Source organism: Mesorhizobium shonense (assembly GCF_040545255.1).
In the GTDB taxonomy this organism is placed as follows: domain Bacteria; phylum Pseudomonadota; class Alphaproteobacteria; order Rhizobiales; family Rhizobiaceae; genus Mesorhizobium; species Mesorhizobium shonense.
Genome location: NZ_JBEPLM010000016.1, coordinates 87,828 through 102,323, shown reverse-complemented (window position 1 = coordinate 102,323; position 14,496 = coordinate 87,828). Strand labels below are relative to the sequence as shown.

General features: G+C 64.5%; 14 protein-coding genes and 1 tRNA gene. 3 read left to right on the top strand and 12 right to left on the bottom strand.

The window, feature by feature from the left end:
- The 3 genes from ABID26_RS29940 to rsfS all read right to left on the bottom strand — a co-directional run bounded on the left by ABID26_RS29940 (position 1) and on the right by rsfS (position 2,758).
- Positions 1-1,335, bottom strand: a complete 1,335-nt coding sequence (locus ABID26_RS29940; RefSeq protein WP_126097390.1) for a murein hydrolase activator EnvC family protein — start codon at positions 1,333-1,335, stop codon at positions 1-3.
- 501 nt (positions 1,336-1,836) lie between these two features.
- Positions 1,837-2,319, bottom strand: coding sequence for a 23S rRNA (pseudouridine(1915)-N(3))-methyltransferase RlmH (rlmH, locus tag ABID26_RS29935; RefSeq protein WP_126097389.1), 483 nt, complete (start codon positions 2,317-2,319; stop codon positions 1,837-1,839).
- 61 nt (positions 2,320-2,380) lie between these two features.
- Complete coding sequence (gene rsfS / locus ABID26_RS29930) at positions 2,381-2,758, bottom strand: ribosome silencing factor (protein ID WP_126091382.1); 378 nt, start codon at positions 2,756-2,758, stop codon at positions 2,381-2,383.
- Between the two features lie 242 nt (positions 2,759-3,000).
- On the opposite strand from rsfS, the gene ABID26_RS29925 reads away from it, so the two are divergent.
- Positions 3,001-3,852, top strand: coding sequence for a mechanosensitive ion channel family protein (locus tag ABID26_RS29925; protein ID WP_126097388.1), 852 nt, complete (start codon positions 3,001-3,003; stop codon positions 3,850-3,852).
- Positions 3,853-3,857: 5 nt separating this feature from the next.
- Here ABID26_RS29925 and ABID26_RS29920 read toward each other — a convergent pair whose 3' ends face one another.
- From ABID26_RS29920 to obgE, 5 genes are all read right to left on the bottom strand, one after another.
- Positions 3,858-5,138, bottom strand: a complete 1,281-nt coding sequence (locus ABID26_RS29920; RefSeq protein WP_126097387.1) for an MFS transporter — start codon at positions 5,136-5,138, stop codon at positions 3,858-3,860.
- A 95-nt stretch (positions 5,139-5,233) separates the two neighbouring features.
- Complete coding sequence (locus ABID26_RS29915; protein ID WP_126097386.1) at positions 5,234-5,821, bottom strand: nicotinate-nucleotide adenylyltransferase; 588 nt, start codon at positions 5,819-5,821, stop codon at positions 5,234-5,236.
- 542 nt (positions 5,822-6,363) lie between these two features.
- On the bottom strand, positions 6,364-7,650 hold the full coding sequence (locus ABID26_RS29910) for a glutamate-5-semialdehyde dehydrogenase (RefSeq protein ID WP_126097385.1): 1,287 nt from the start codon (positions 7,648-7,650) through the stop codon (positions 6,364-6,366).
- A gap of 76 nt (positions 7,651-7,726) precedes the next feature.
- Entirely contained in the window at positions 7,727-8,866 is a 1,140-nt protein-coding gene (gene proB, locus ABID26_RS29905) for a glutamate 5-kinase (protein ID WP_126097384.1), read from the bottom strand.
- Complete coding sequence (gene obgE / locus ABID26_RS29900; RefSeq protein WP_126097383.1) at positions 8,863-9,900, bottom strand: GTPase ObgE; 1,038 nt, start codon at positions 9,898-9,900, stop codon at positions 8,863-8,865. The genes proB and obgE overlap by 4 nt, the downstream gene beginning before the upstream one ends.
- Positions 9,901-10,103: 203 nt before the next feature.
- Between obgE and ABID26_RS29895 the strand changes: the two genes are divergently transcribed.
- A complete protein-coding gene (locus tag ABID26_RS29895; RefSeq protein ID WP_126097382.1) occupies positions 10,104-10,967 on the top strand; it encodes an endonuclease/exonuclease/phosphatase family protein in 864 nt (287 codons plus the stop codon).
- Between the two features lie 191 nt (positions 10,968-11,158).
- Here the strand turns inward: ABID26_RS29895 and ABID26_RS29890 are convergent, their stop codons facing one another.
- The 3 genes from ABID26_RS29890 to rplU form a co-directional block, all read right to left on the bottom strand.
- A complete protein-coding gene (locus tag ABID26_RS29890; RefSeq protein ID WP_189521423.1) occupies positions 11,159-11,746 on the bottom strand; it encodes a GNAT family N-acetyltransferase in 588 nt (195 codons plus the stop codon).
- 123 nt (positions 11,747-11,869) lie between these two features.
- Entirely contained in the window at positions 11,870-12,139 is a 270-nt protein-coding gene (gene rpmA, locus ABID26_RS29885) for a 50S ribosomal protein L27 (RefSeq protein WP_126097380.1), read from the bottom strand.
- Positions 12,140-12,241: 102 nt separating this feature from the next.
- On the bottom strand, positions 12,242-12,952 hold the full coding sequence (rplU, locus tag ABID26_RS29880) for a 50S ribosomal protein L21 (protein ID WP_126097379.1): 711 nt from the start codon (positions 12,950-12,952) through the stop codon (positions 12,242-12,244).
- A gap of 326 nt (positions 12,953-13,278) precedes the next feature.
- On the opposite strand from rplU, the gene ABID26_RS29875 reads away from it, so the two are divergent.
- Positions 13,279-13,368 (top strand) — tRNA-Ser (locus ABID26_RS29875).
- A gap of 117 nt (positions 13,369-13,485) precedes the next feature.
- On the opposite strand, the gene ABID26_RS29870 is transcribed toward ABID26_RS29875, so the two are convergent.
- A complete protein-coding gene (locus ABID26_RS29870; protein WP_126097312.1) occupies positions 13,486-14,208 on the bottom strand; it encodes a sulfotransferase family protein in 723 nt (240 codons plus the stop codon).
- Between the last annotated feature and the right edge of the window lie 288 nt (positions 14,209-14,496).

Genomic DNA, 14,496 nt, shown 5'->3' with positions numbered 1-14,496 from the left:
TCACGTCCTTCCAGAAAATCGGTCCGCCCACCAGGGTGCCGGATCGACGGGTTTTCCATCCTTGCGGAACTCAACATAGAGTTCCGGCGTCGCATTTCCATTCTGCGAGGCCGAAGTGCTCGCCACCCGGGCCTCTCCCATCGCGCCGACCGGTTCTCCTGCGAGCACCGACTGTCCGGTCGCGACGCTGATTCTGCTCATCCCCGCCAGGACGACATGATACCCGTCGCCGGCATTGAGGATCAAGAGTTGACCATAGGAGCGAAACGGCCCCGCATAAAGCACGTTTCCGTCCGCCGGCGCGGTGACGATGGCCCCCGATTGTGTCGCAACCATGTCACCCTGCATCATGGCGCCATTGCCGTCGTCCGTTCCGAACCGCCTTTTGATCTTGCCGATGACCGGCAGCGCGATCTGGCCCTGCAGCGCCGCGAACGGGGCGGAAGCGGTCAAACGGTTGCCCTCCGGCACCGGCAGCGCGGCCGGTTCGGTCATGGAGGCCGTTCTGTCGCCATCCGCCGATTTCCGCTCGGCCGCGCTGGCCTGCTCGGCCGCCTTGCGCGCCTTGTCGGCCTCGAGCGAGGCGATGAGGTCCTTCAGGCTGCTGGCCTTGGCCGCCAGCTGCTGCGAGCGCTGCTGCTCGGCCGCGAGTGCCGCTTCGGTATCGGCCTGCAGCTTCCGCTTAGCCTCGAGCAGCATGGTCAACCGCTTCTTCTCCGCCGTCTGCTCGGTGACGGCAGCGGTGAGCCGCCCCCGTTCGGCCTCGATCGAGGCGGTCACCCGGGTCTGTTCCTTGAGATCGGCGAGCAGCCTGTCGGTCTGCTGGCGCAATTCCGGCACCACGGCGCCGAGCAGGATGGCGCTGCGCACCGACGACAGCGCGTCCTCCGGCTTGACCAGGATCGCCGGCGGCGGGTTGAGCCCCATGCGCTGCAAAGCGCCAAGCACTTCGGCGAGCACGTCGCGGCGCGCGACGAGCGAGGCGTGCAGCTTCTCTTCCTCCGCCTTCAGCCCTTCCAGCTTGGCGCCGATGTCCTCGATGTCCTGGCCGAGCTTCTGCGCGGTCATGGCCGACTGGATGAGCGCCGCGCTGATCGAGGCATGGTCCTTCTTGACCGTCGCGACGTCGGCGGCAAGCTTGGCAAGCCGCTCGGACGACAAGGTGATTTCCTTGGAAACCTGCTCGTATTCGGCCCGGCTCTGGTCGGGATCGGGCGCGCGATCGAGCGTGTTTTCCACCGCCTGGGCCGGCCCGAGCGCAATCAGCGCGGCGACAAGTGTCAAGCCGCAGCGGCTGCGCCAGGCACGCATTCTCGAATTCCAGCCTTCAGACATCAGGCCTCGACTCTAATCGCCGCTTCGTTAACGAACCATCAACCATGTTGGAGGAGCCCCAACCATTGGGATGATGTGGAGTGCCATTGGGGCGGAAATCCGGAGAATACGTGTCTCCTAGTTCCCCGACACAGGGATTTTGAAAGGTTGCCGTTTGTCTTGGTGCAAGATTTTCCGTTCATTTTCGTGAAATCAGCACAAACGGCGGGGATTGGTTGAAGCCGCCCCAACGTCGTCATTCTATGGCGGAGCAAGGAGCGAAGCGACGCGCGCAGACCATAGAATCCATTCCGTGACTTCAAAGCGTTGCTGCGGTGCAGAATTCTGCTCCGTTGCACTCCTTGGCGAAGGTAACGGAATGGATTCTAGGGTCTGCGCGGTACGCTTCGCTTCCCGCTCCGCCCTAGAATGACGAGGGATAGGCGTTTCGGCCAATCTCCAATGCATGGCCACCTGCCAACGCAAACAGAGCCTGGGAGCCGCCCTCGTGCGGGCGCCGTATCACGATCGATGATACGGATGCCCCGCCAGGATGGTCGCGATGCGATAGAGCTGCTCGCCGAGCATGACGCGAACCAGCTGATGCGGCCAGGTCAGCGCTCCGAACGACAGCACCAGATCGGCCTCCTCGCGCAAGGATTTGTCATGGCCGTCGGCGCCGCCGATCGCGATGACCAGCGCTTTGCGGCCGCCGTCGCGCAACTGGCCGATTCGTGCCGCCAGATCCTCGGAGGACAGCGACTTGCCGCGTTCGTCGAGCAAGATGAGCACGGTGCCCTGCTGCAGCTGGGCCTCAAGCTTCTGGCCCTCCTCGCGGCGGCGTTCGTCGGCGCTCTGGCCGCGGCTCTCGGGGGTCTCGACGATGCCGGCAAATTCCAGCCCGACCGCGGGCCCGCTTTTGGCGAAGCGCTCGAAATAGCGGCCGGCCAGTTCTCTCTCGGGGCCGGTCTTCATCCGGCCCACGGCATGAACGGTAATCTTCATCCTCGCCTCGGCGAGCCGTCGATCGCTACCGGACCGGAACGGTCACGGCATGCGATACGGCTCAGTGCAAGGTCTCTTCCTCGAGGTCCGGCGCCTGCCACATCTTTTCGAGATTGTAGAATTCGCGGACTTCGGGACGGAAGACATGGACGATGATGTCGCCCGAATCGATCAGAACCCAGTCGGCGCTGGCCAGCCCCTCGACGCGCGCCATGCCGAGACCGGCATCCTTGAGCGCCTTGAGGAGATGATCGGCGACAGCCGAGACATGACGGTGCGATCGGCCCGACGCGATCACCATATAGTCGCCGAGGCTCGATTTACCCTGGATGTCGATTGAGACGATGTTTTCGGCCTTGGAGTCTTCCAGACTGGCAAGGACTGTCTTGATGGCGAGGGAGGCAGCATCGCTTCCGCTGATCCCGGCCGGCGAAGGCACGATGTCGGCCTTCTTCCGCAGTGCTGTTCTCAGTGTGTTTCCTTTCCCAATAAGAACAACCAAATCACCCCGCAAATCAGGTGACACCACTTAGATAGGCAGAGTTCCATTGCAGTTTCAAGACGGGCGTCCTTTCAGGGGAAGTCGCGCATCGGCGCTCGCCTGCTCAAGGAAGGCTGGAAAGATCGGAACTCCTGGCCGCCGCACGGGTTATCGGCTCACCGGACAAAGGGGACTTCACCATGCCGACAGACCCGCAAGACGCACTTCTCATCGTCCAGGCCGGGCTTGCGCAGCTCTCTACGCTCATCGTTTCCTATTCCTTCTCGGCAGTCGGCGCCGTCATCCTTCTGATTGCCGGCTATTTCGTCGCCGGCCTTGCCGAGCGCTCGATCTTCGCCGGCCTCGGCCACATCCACGGCTTCGACGCGACGCTTCGCCATTTCTTCTCGAAGATCGTCCGCTACGCCATCCTGATCCTCGTCGTCATCATGGTGCTCGGCCAGTTCGGCGTGCAGACCGCTTCCATCATCGCCGCCATCGGCGCCGTCGGTCTGGCCATCGGGCTGGCGCTGCAGGGCACGCTGCAGAACATCGCCGCCGGCATCATGCTCCTGGCGCTGCGGCCGTTCCGCATCGGCGAATCCGTCGAGGTCGGCTCGGTCGCCGGCACGGTCGAGGAGATCGGCCTGTTCGCGACCAAGCTGCGCACCGTCGAAGGCGTCTACATCCTGGCGCCCAATTCGACTTTATGGAATCAGCCGGTGCGCAACTTCACCCGCAATGGTGTCCGCCGCACCGACATCACGCTCAGCATCGGGTCGTGGAACGATATCGACCGCGGACAGAAGACGCTGCTTGCCGCCGCCAGTGCCGAGAGGCGCATCCGGCGAGAGCCCGCGCCGATCGCCTTCGTGGCGAGCCTGGGTGAAGCAACGGTTTCCCTGACCTTGCGCTACTGGACGTCGGCGGCGGACTACTTCGCCACCCAGATCGACATGACCAAGCGCGCCAAGCAGGCCTTCGACAGCGAGGGCATCTCGATCCCGCTGCCGCCGCCCGAGGCGCCGCCGCCGGGAGCCCGCAAGCAATAGCCGGTTCAATTCTCTTGGGACTGTTCATCCGGCCCAAAAGCGAGCTCCACCGGCAGCGGCGTCTGTGCCGACATCGGCGCGAAGCTGCCGGTGGCCGCGGCGGGCGTTGGCCGCGCGGCAAACACGCGCCACAGCACGAACAGGCAGAACGCCGAAGCGATTGTGATGCCGACATAGATGAAGGTTTCGGTGCCGAAGACGGCCGAAAGCACCGTCACGATGCCGGGCACGATGAAGCCGGACAGCGACCAGGCAAAGAGCAGCGAGCTCGAGAGCGCCAGCAGCTCTTCCTTCCTGGCGCGGTCGGCGGCATGCGCGCTGGACAGCGAATAGATCGATTCCGAGGCTCCGTCCCAGATCAGATAGATCACCACCAGCGCCATCAGCGCGCCGCCGTCGAAGGCGATGGCGAGCAGGCTCGCCATCACCGCGAGCGCCGCCGCGCCCGCCAGCACATAGCGCCGGTCGGTGCGGTCCGAGAGCCAGCCGAGCGGTATCTGCAGGATCAGCGTGCCGACCGGCATCGCCGACAGAAGCAGCGCCACATCCGCCTGGCTGTAGCCCTTGGCCGTGGCGTGGATTGGCGCGAAACCGGAAATGATCATCGACAGCCCGCCCACCGCCAGCATGCCGACGACGCCGACCGGCGAGATCTTCCAGGCCTGACCGAGCGCCACTGAAGCCGCCTGCGGCGCGGGCGGCTGGGCAAGCCGCGTCATGCCCACCGGCAGGATCGAGAGCGCGGTGAAGGCGATGCCGATCAGCGGCACCGCCGCCGTATGGATGTCGACTGCGGCGAGCGTCGCATAGCCGACGCCCAATCCGCCGATATAGGCGACGTAGAACACGGCCATCACCCGGCCGCGTACGGCGTTCGGCAAGGCGTCGTTGAGCCAGCTCTGCGCGACGATGAAGAGGCCGCAGATGGCAAAGCCGTAGAGCGCCCGCGCCGCGATCCACAGCAGCGGCATCGGCCCGGCGCCGATCGCCACGTTGGAGAGCGCGATCAGCGCCGAAAGCACCATGAACGCGCGGGCATGGCCAACTCTCTTGACGAGAGGCCCGGTCAGGATGCAGCCGGCAAGCCCGCCGGCCGAAAGGCCGGTGACGATCAGTCCGGCCCAGGTCGGATCGAAGCCGTCGGCGCCGAGCCGCACGGGAATGAAGGCGAACATCAGCCCGTTGCCGATCGCGATCAGCGCCATCGACACGATGACGCTGGCAATGGCGATCAGCGGCGCCGATTGCGCGCCCGGATCGGTCGTGGCTTGGTTCTGCTGGAGCATGCTGGCTCCAGCTTGGCTGATCGGCGAATGAAAGGCCGCTGTAAAAGCGACATGGCGCGCCTTCTCCTTCTCCCCTTGTGGAAGAAGGGGTAGCTCTACCCCTTCGCCGCGTTGCGGATCGCGGTGGAAGAGAGCGACGAGCGCGGGCCGTGGATGAAGGTCCAGGCCGGCGCCCGCATGCGGGCAAGCCGCGGCGCGTCACCCTCGTCGACGCGGGCATAATCGAAGGTCTTCGCGACGACCGACGACAGGAAGGAGAGCGTGGCGCCCGGGCGGTCGATGACCGCGATCGGGAAGGTCAGCACGATCTCGCGCCAGCGCTGCCAGTGATGGAAATCGCGCAAACTATCCGCGCCCATGATCCAGACGAAGTCGACGCCGGGATTGCGGGCCTTGACCATCGCCAGCGTGTCTGCAGTGTAGCGGACGTGATGCGTCGCCTCGAAGGCGGTGACCTTGATCTTCGGATTGCGGGCGATCTTTTCCGACAGCGCGATGCGCTCGGCAAGCGGCGCCAGCTCGCGGGCACTCTTCAGCGGATTGCCGGGCGTCACGATCCACCAGAGCTGATCGAGCGCCAGCCTTCTCAACGCGATCTCGGCGACCAGCGCATGGCCGGCATGCGGCGGATTGAACGAGCCGCCGAACAGGCCGACGGCAAGGCCCTTCCCGGCATGCGGCATTTTGAGGTATCGGGCGGGGACGGGCAGCTCGGGCTGGGAAAGCATGTGCTAGGCACCCCCCTCTGCCCTGCCCGTCCTCCGCAGCAGCTGCGCTGCAGCTACGGAGGGTAGACCGGGCATCTCCCACTCAAGGGGAGAGAGTTCGTTCGCAGGCGCAAATCTTGCAGCGTCGGCGATTGGCGAAGCCCTAAATGCCAGCTGATCTCCCCCCCTGAGGGCAGGACAATCGCATATGGCGTTCCCCCACTCCGTCTCGGCTTCGCCGAGCCACCTCTCCCCCACATTCGTGGGGGAGAGGAAACGCCAACCGCGAAGGTCGCGGCCTTTGAAAGGCTCGGATTTCCTCTCCCCCATGGACATGGGGGAGAGGTGGCCGCGCAGCGGCCGGAGTGGGGGGCTGGCACCGCCATATGCGATTGCCCTGCCCTTGTGGGGGAGATGTCCGGTCCACCCTCCGTAGCTGCAGCGCAGCTGCTGCGGAGGACGGGCAGGACAGAGGGGGGTGCCTGGGCGCAAGCTTCAAGCCCTTGGGGCAAACGGCTTCAAGGCCGCACCTGTCCCGACCCGCGCACGCGGTATTTGAACGAGGTCAGCTGCTCGACGCCGACCGGCCCGCGCGCGTGCATCTTGCCGGTGGCTATGCCGATTTCGGCGCCCATGCCGAACTCGCCGCCATCGGCGAACTGCGTCGAGGCGTTGTGCAGCAGGATCGCAGAATCGATCTCGTTGAAGAATTTTTCGACCGCTTGCTGATCCTCGGCGATGATCGCCTCGGTATGGTGCGAGGAGAAGGTTTCGATATGCTCTATCGCGCCGGCGACGCCGTCGACCAGCTTCACCGCGATGATGGCGTCGAGATATTCCGTCACCCAGTCGGCATCGGTCGCCGGGCTAGCGTCCGAGAAAGCCTGCATCACCTCGCTGTCGGCATGAACTTCGCAGCCGGCCGCGCGCAGCGCCTCGAGGATCGGCACCAAATGGGTGGACGCGACCGCGCGGTCGACCAGCAGCGTCTCGGCCGCGCCGCAGACCCCGGTGCGCCGCATCTTGGCGTTGACCGCAATTTTGACCGCCATGTCGAGCTTCGCCGAGCGGTCGACATAGAGATGGCAGACGCCTTCGAGATGGGCGAAGACCGGCACCCGTGCCTCGTTCTGCACGCGCCCGACGAGGCTTTTTCCCCCGCGCGGGATGATGACGTCGAGATTGCCGCTCAAGCCTTTGAGCATCTCGCCGACGGCGGCGCGGTCGGTCGTCGGCACCAGCTGGATGGCATCCTCGGGGAGGCCCGCCGCCTTCAATCCCTCGGCCATGCAGGCATGGATCGCCGACGACGAATTGATCGAATCCGAGCCGCCGCGCAGGATCACCGGATTTCCCGCTTTCAGGCAAAGCGCGCCGGCATCGGCCGTCACGTTGGGCCGGCTTTCATAGATGACGCCGATGACGCCGAGCGGCGTGCGCACGCGTTCGATATGAAGGCCGTTCGGGCGATCCCATTCGGCAATGACGTCGCCGACCGGGTCCTCGAGCGCGGCGATCTCGCGGATGCCGTCGGCCATCGCCTTGATGCGCGACGGCGTCAGCTTCAGCCGGTCCATGAAGGACGCCGAAAGCCCCGCCTCGGAACCGTTCGACATGTCGATGGCGTTGGCCTCGAGGATCGCCTGCTCGTTGCGGAGGATGGCGTCGGCCATGGCGGCCAAAGCATCATTCTTGGCCGCGGTCGCGGCGACGGCCAACGGTCGGGCAGCGGCGCGGGCGCGGCGGCCGATATCGGTCATCAGCGCTATCGTATCTTCCCCGGATTTTTCATGCAGCTTCAGCATGTTTCATCCTCCGCTCACTCTTCGTTTTTTCGCAATTCCGGACGGAAAACCGCGTCACACTTTTCCTGGAATTGCTCTAGTCGTCGGCCAATACGTGGTCGCCGGCAAGGCTCACCACAAGGTCGTCGCGATGGATCATCGCCGAGCGTGCCTCATAGCCGAGCACATTTTCGATCTCGGCCGTCTTCAAGCCCGCGATCCTTACGGCATCGGCGGCATCATAGGCAACCAGGCCGCGCGCGATCTCGCGGCCCTCGGGCGACAGGATCGCCACCGTGTCGCCGCGCGAGAAGTTGCCGCTGACGAGCTTGACGCCGGCCGGCAGCAGCGACTTGCCCGACTTCAGCGCGCCGACGGCGCCGGCGTCGACGGTCAGCCGGCCGGCCGGCTCGAGCTGCCCGGCGATCCAGGTTTTATAGCCCTTCACCGGACTGGCGCTCGGCTTGAAGAAAGTCGCGCGCTCGCCGCGCTCGATCGCCATCAGCGGCGACAGCCGCGTGCCAGCGGTGATGATCATCGCCGTGCCGGCGGCGTTGGCGATCTTGCCGGCGTCGAGCTTTGTCCGCATGCCGCCGCGCGACAATTCGGATGCCGCCGCCCCCGCCATTGCCTCGATGTCGGGGGTGATGCGGTCGACCACCGGAATGAATTTTGCCCCCGGATCCTTGGCCGGGGGAGCAGTGTAAAGCCCGTCGATATCGGAGAGCAGCACCAGCAGATCGGCGCCCATCATGGTCGCCACCCGCGCGGCGAGCCGGTCGTTGTCGCCATAGCGGATTTCGGAGGTCGCCACCGTGTCGTTCTCGTTGATGACCGGCACCGCCTTCATCTTGAGCAGCGTCGAGATCGTGGCGCGCGCATTGAGGTAGCGGCGCCGTTCCTCGGTGTCGCCGAGGGTCAAGAGGATCTGACCCGATTTCAGCCCGCCCTTGCCGAGCGCGTCCGACCAGGCCCCGGCAAGCGCGATCTGGCCGACGGCGGCCGAGGCCTGGCTCTCCTCGAGCTTCAGCGCGCGCTTGCCGAGCCCGAGGATGGTGCGGCCGAGCGCGATCGCGCCGGACGAAACGACCATCACCTCTGCACCGGCATTGGCAAGCACCGCGATGTCGTCGGCTAAAGAGGTCAGCCAGTCGCGCTTCAGGCCGCTGGCGCGGTCGACCAGCAGCGCCGAGCCGATCTTCACCGTGATGCGCCGGTATGACTTCAGCGATTTCATGGGCTTTGCTGCCAGCGCGTGTCGACGGGAGCGGGAACGGCGTCGCGCGCTTCGGCGACCACCGCCATCAGCGCGCGCTGAACAGCCTCGACGCCTTCGCCGGTGACCGCTGACAACAACATCGGCGCGCGGCCGGCTGCGCGCTTCAGCGACGCCGCCTTCTTCTTGCGGGCCTCCGCGTCGAGGATGTCGACTTGGGAAAGCGCGACGATCTCGGTCTTCTCGGCCAGCCCATGGCCATAGGCTTCGAGCTCGGCGCGCACGGTCTTGTAGGCCTTGCCGGGATTCTCCTCCAGCGCCGAAACCAGGTGCAAGAGCACGCGCGTGCGCTCGACATGGCCAAGGAAGCGGTCGCCGATGCCGACGCCCTCATGCGCGCCCTCGATCAGGCCGGGAATATCGGCCAGCACGAATTCGCGACCGTCGATGCGGGCGACGCCGAGGCCCGGATGGAGCGTGGTGAACGGATAATCGGCGATCTTCGGTTTCGCCGCGGTGACGGCGGCAAGGAAGGTAGACTTGCCTGCATTGGGCATGCCGACAAGGCCGGCGTCGGCGATCAGCTTGAGCCTGAGCCAGATGCTCAGCTCCTCGCCAGGCAGTCCGGGATTGGCGCGGCGCGGCGCCTGGTTGGTCGAGGTCTTGAAATGCTGGTTGCCGAAGCCGCCATTGCCGCCTTTGGCGAGCAGGAAGCGCTGGCCGACGACGGTCAAATCGCAGATCAGCGTCTCATTGTCCTCGGCAAAGACCTGGGTGCCGGCCGGCACTTTCAGCGTGATGTCGGCGCCCTTGCCGCCGGTCATGTTGCGGCCCATGCCGTGCATGCCGGTCTTGGCCTTGAAATGCTGCTGGTAGCGGTAGTCGATCAGCGTGTTCAGCCCGTCGACCGCTTCCGCCCAGACATCGCCGCCGCGGCCGCCATCGCCGCCGTCCGGCCCGCCGAATTCGATGAACTTCTCGCGTCGGAACGACACCGAACCGGCGCCGCCGTCGCCGGAACGGATGTAAACTTTGGCCTGGTCGAGGAATTTCATCGGATTTTCGAGGTTTCTGCTGATTGCTTTGCGCGATTGCTCTAAACCAAGGCGGGGCCAAGGGCGAGGCTGTTTTGCGACGAAAGCGCTGGCACACGCTTTTGCGCACGCGGGAAACACGCCGGCACCGGCCGATTGCGAATGATCCCGCGCGACGATCGTTTCCGGTTCTCGCGGTTCTGCGTTGGTGTTGGAGTACCGGAATGAAGCTCGTCACCTACAACATCCAGTACGGCATCGGCCTCGACGGCCAGTACGATGTCGGCCGCATTACCGACGCCGTGCGCGGCGCCGATGTCATCGCCTTGCAGGAGGTGACCCGCAACAACCCGCGCAACGGCGACCACGACATGGTGGCCGAGATCGGCGAGGCGCTGCCTGACTATTTTGCCGCCTATGGCAGCAATTTCGAGGTCAACATCGGCTCGCGCCTGGATGCCGGCCGCGCCGTCACCAGGACCTTCCAGCTCGGCAACATGGTGTTGTCGAAGACGCCCATTCATCTGTCGCGCAATCTCCTTCTGCCGCGCAGCCGCAGTCTGGAAAGGATGAACTTCCAGCGCGGCGCGCTCGAGGCGCTGATCGAGACGCCGCTCGGTTTCATCCGCTTCTATTCCACCCATCTCGACCACCGCAGCCCCGTCGAGCGCCAGGGCCAGATCCGTTTCCTGCGCCAGCGCCTCTTGAACTATGCGCTGGAAGGCGGGGGCCTTTCCGGCATTCCCGAGATCGGTCTGCCGGACCTGCCCTACCCGGAGGCCTTTATCGTCATGGGCGACTTCAACATGCTGCCCGGATCGCCCGAATATGTCGAACTCGCCGGACGTCCGGACCATGAGTTCGGCATGCCGCTGACCGCCGATCTCGCAGTCGACGTCGCCCAGCGCCTCGACGTTTCCGGCCTGTTCACCTGGGTCGACCCCAAGCGCCCCGATGATGCCGACCGACACAAACGCATCGACTATGTCTTCACCAGCGCTTCGCTCGCCGGCTCGCTGAGGCGCCTGTGGGTCGACCGGCAGGCGCGTGGGTCGGATCACCTGCCGGTCTGGGCCGAGTTGAGCTGAGCTCAACCCGCGCAGAGCGCCCCTCATCCGGCCGCTTCGCGGCCACCTTCTCCCCGAGGGGAGAAGAGGCTGGCGCCGGCGCCTCAAACTCCTCTCTCCTTGGGGAGAGGTCGGATTGCCCCGAATTGCTTTTCGCAATTCGGCTGGCAATCCGCGTGAGGGGGCGCTTGCTCAGCCTTCTGAACCAATCATCAAAAATGCACCCAGTTCCGCAGGCTGTTCCAGGTCTTCCTGTCCAAGCGGTAGCGCTCGACCGGCACCTGGCCGGCGACGATCGAGTTCAGCATGCCCTGGCCGGCATACTGGAAGCCGCACTTGTGGATGACGCGGCGCGAGGCCGGATTGATGACCCTGGTCGAGGCATGCAGCACCTGGATCGAGGTCTTCTGGAAGGCAAGGTCGACCAGCGCATGCGCGGCTTCCGTCGCATAGCCGCGCTTCCAGTAGGGCTCGCCGATCCAGTAGCCCAGCTCCAGCCCGCGATCGGTGGTGTTCAACCCCGCGCAGCCGACGAAGGTGCCGGTGCCGGCGAGCGTCAGCGCATAGACGATGCCGGCGCGGCGCGATGAGGCCATGGCGAGGAAGGCGCGGGCCTCGGCTTCGCCGTAAGGATGCGGCATGCGGGCCAGCATTTCGGCGACGTGACGGTTGTCGGCCAGAGCCACCAGTTGCTCGAGATCGCTCTCGCGCGGAGCGCGCATGACCAGACGCTCGGTGGCGAGCACAGGGCAATCGATCGCGTAACTTTCGTCGTCGGTGTCTTCCGCTTCGGCAACCATTTTAGTCCTCCAGGAAAGAAAAATGAAAAAGGAGAGATGGAAGCCCATCTCTCCTGATCCTTTTCCTGGCCTGGCCAGACACCGGTTCCCGAGATGGGCGCCGGTGTTATGGTGCGGAACCGGCTACTCCGCTGCTTTGGTAATCGGGTTTACCGACACGTAGGTTCGGCCGTTGGCTTTCTTGTTGAAGGCGACTGCGCCGGCTTCGAGCGCAAAGAGGGTGTGGTCCGTGCCCATGCCAACGTTGGTGCCCGGATGCCATTGCGTGCCGCGTTGACGGATGATGATGTTGCCGGCGATGACGGCTTCGCCGCCGAACTTCTTCACGCCGAGCCGCTTGGAGTGCGAGTCGCGACCGTTGCGCGACGAACCGCCAGCTTTCTTGTGTGCCATCTAACTAACTCCGATACGCCTCGAAGGGCGTTTGAAAGGTCTTATGAACGCGTTCGCGTTCCGTTTCAAGTCCGATCCGGCGACGTTTGCGCCGGATCTGCCTTACTTCTTCGCCAGCTCCTTGGCCTGCTCGCGCCAGTCCTTGATCTGGTCGGCGCTGAACGGCATGTACTCGTCGATCTTGGCGACATCCTTGTCGGTGAGCTTGGCCAGCTGCGCGAAGGTGACGATGCCCTGCTCGGCGAGGTCCTTCGCCGCGACCGGGCCGATGCCCTTGATCACGGTGAGGTCGTCCGGCTCGCCCTTCGGCGCCTTGAACAGCGGCGCGGCCTTGGCCTCTTCCTTCGGCGCAGCCTCAGCCTTGGCTTCCTTCTTGGCCTTGGTCTCTTTCGGCGCGGCTTCGGCCTTCGCCTCGGCGGCGACTTCCGCCTTGGCTTCGGGCGCCTTGGCCTCAGCCCTGGCTTCCGGCTTGGCGGCGGCCTTCTTCGACGGCTTGGCGCCACCCAGCAGGATCTCGGAGATCCTGACGGTGGTCAGCAGCTGGCGGTGGCCGATCTTGCGGCGCGAATTCTGGCGGCGGCGCTTCTTGAAAGCGATGACGGTGCGGTTCTTGCCCTGCTCAACGACTTCCGCCGTGACCAAAGCGCCATCGACGAACGGCGCGCCGAAGGTGACGTTCTCGCCCTCGCCATGCGCGAGTACCTGGCCGATCTCGACGATCTCGCCGACCTTGGCTTCGAGTTTTTCGATCTTCAAGAGATCGTTGGCGGCGACGCGATATTGCTTGCCGCCCGTTTTGATGACTGCGAACATTTTTTGCCTTTCGCTGTTCGGTCGGCCTCGATGAACCGCCTCAGGCGGTCCGGCCGTCTTTTTGTCAGTCTGCGGGTTCAAAAAACAAGCGGCGCGGAGAAGCCCCCACGCCGAATGCGGGCTGTCCCTAACCGAAGGTTGCGCGGAAGTCAAGGCAAGCCGACCATACCTTGAGATACCCTGAGCGACGTTGCCGGCAAAGCTCGGCCTGTCGCGGCGCTGTCGCTTTTCGCGGAAGCGGGAAATCGGTCGAATAGGGCCTTGTAACTCCTGCGGTCAGCCGTTATCTAGTGCGCCGCGCCGGCAACGGCCGACCATGACCTCGCGGAGAGGTGGCAGAGTGGTCGAATGCACCGCACTCGAAATGCGGCATACTCGCAAGGGTATCGGGGGTTCGAATCCCTCCCTCTCCGCCATCCTGCTTCGCTCTTCGAGCTTCGCAGGACAAGTCCGGCGAATTCTTCTCAGCGCGAAGCAGTATGTCCTCCGAAGCCTCGGCGAAGGAGGGCCGACGCCTCCCCGATGACCCGCCCTCAGCAATATCCGAAATAGGCCATCAGCTCCTGGGCTTCACCCGCCTCGAAACGCGAGGCGACGTCCGCGGGCAGCTTCGATCTCCAGCCGCCCCTGTAGTCGGTGATCGGCTGGTTGACCTGCGCCAAACGGCGGGCGGAATGCGGCGTGCGAACTTTCCTTTCCCGTCCCCAGACGACGGGATGCTGGTGATAGTCCAGGATGGCCGGATCGAAAGCCACGCCCATGAAGCGGCATAGCCGTTCGATGGAGAGCGCTGGCGACTCGATGAAGTCCTCGTAGCGCCACAGCATGCCCCCGCCTCGCTCGACACAGAGCATCGAGGCCTTGCTGTCGGCAACCCACCTTTGGAAGGCTCGGTCGAAATCGCCCTCGTAGCGCTGCCCGAGCGATGTCACGACATCCCGGCCGTCGCGCGTGACGACGATGAAACGGGCGCCCGGGATCGTCTCGAGTATCTGACGGGTATAGTGAATATGGCCGGGTGTCTTTTCGACCCAAACGTTCCGGCGCGAAATGGCCGCCTCAAGCAAAAGCAAGCTTAGCTTGGTCCATCTGGCGCCTTTTTCCGAGACAAAAGCGCTTGTCTCGCGCGGAACGCTGAAGACATCGGGATGGGCGGCCAATATCCGGGCAAGCAAGGTCGAGCCGGTATGGCCACAACCACAGATAAATATGGAAACTTTCGGCTTTGGAATAAGCCGCACCACTCCCCTGTTCATTTATTTGTGTCCTCCCCCGGACACTTGATCGAACCCTCTTCTTTCGCGGATTGCAATAGGGAATGTTTCCACAGGGACTGCGACCCACCGCCGTGGCGCCTGGGACGGCAGTTGGCCTGCCGTGCCGGGCTTCATTTGGCGAGTTCGCTGCCTCCAGGAATTTTCCTACGGCGCAATGCGAAGCGTATTCGACGGCGCTGATGTGTTATGAATTTCATGGAAGGGGCATCCCCTACGTGAAATTGCGACTGGAACGAGCAGGCAAAGCCGCAACTTGAAAGTGCGCGC

Coding starts and splice junctions, on each gene's coding strand:
- proB (WP_126097384.1), bottom strand. CDS start 8,866: ATGAAATCGCTGAAGTCATACCGGCGCATCACGGTGAAGATCGGCTCG.
- ABID26_RS29870 (WP_126097312.1), bottom strand. CDS start 14,208: ATGAACAGGGGAGTGGTGCGGCTTATTCCAAAGCCGAAAGTTTCCATA.
- ABID26_RS29910 (WP_126097385.1), bottom strand. CDS start 7,650: ATGCTGAAGCTGCATGAAAAATCCGGGGAAGATACGATAGCGCTGATG.
- rpmA (WP_126097380.1), bottom strand. CDS start 12,139: ATGGCACACAAGAAAGCTGGCGGTTCGTCGCGCAACGGTCGCGACTCG.
- ABID26_RS29920 (WP_126097387.1), bottom strand. CDS start 5,138: ATGCTCCAGCAGAACCAAGCCACGACCGATCCGGGCGCGCAATCGGCG.
- rlmH (WP_126097389.1), bottom strand. CDS start 2,319: ATGAAGATTACCGTTCATGCCGTGGGCCGGATGAAGACCGGCCCCGAG.
- ABID26_RS29890 (WP_189521423.1), bottom strand. CDS start 11,746: ATGGTTGCCGAAGCGGAAGACACCGACGACGAAAGTTACGCGATCGAT.
- obgE (WP_126097383.1), bottom strand. CDS start 9,900: ATGAAATTCCTCGACCAGGCCAAAGTTTACATCCGTTCCGGCGACGGC.
- ABID26_RS29895 (WP_126097382.1), top strand. CDS start 10,104: ATGAAGCTCGTCACCTACAACATCCAGTACGGCATCGGCCTCGACGGC.
- ABID26_RS29925 (WP_126097388.1), top strand. CDS start 3,001: ATGCCGACAGACCCGCAAGACGCACTTCTCATCGTCCAGGCCGGGCTT.
- ABID26_RS29915 (WP_126097386.1), bottom strand. CDS start 5,821: ATGCCGCATGCCGGGAAGGGCCTTGCCGTCGGCCTGTTCGGCGGCTCG.
- ABID26_RS29940 (WP_126097390.1), bottom strand. CDS start 1,335: ATGTCTGAAGGCTGGAATTCGAGAATGCGTGCCTGGCGCAGCCGCTGC.
- rplU (WP_126097379.1), bottom strand. CDS start 12,952: ATGTTCGCAGTCATCAAAACGGGCGGCAAGCAATATCGCGTCGCCGCC.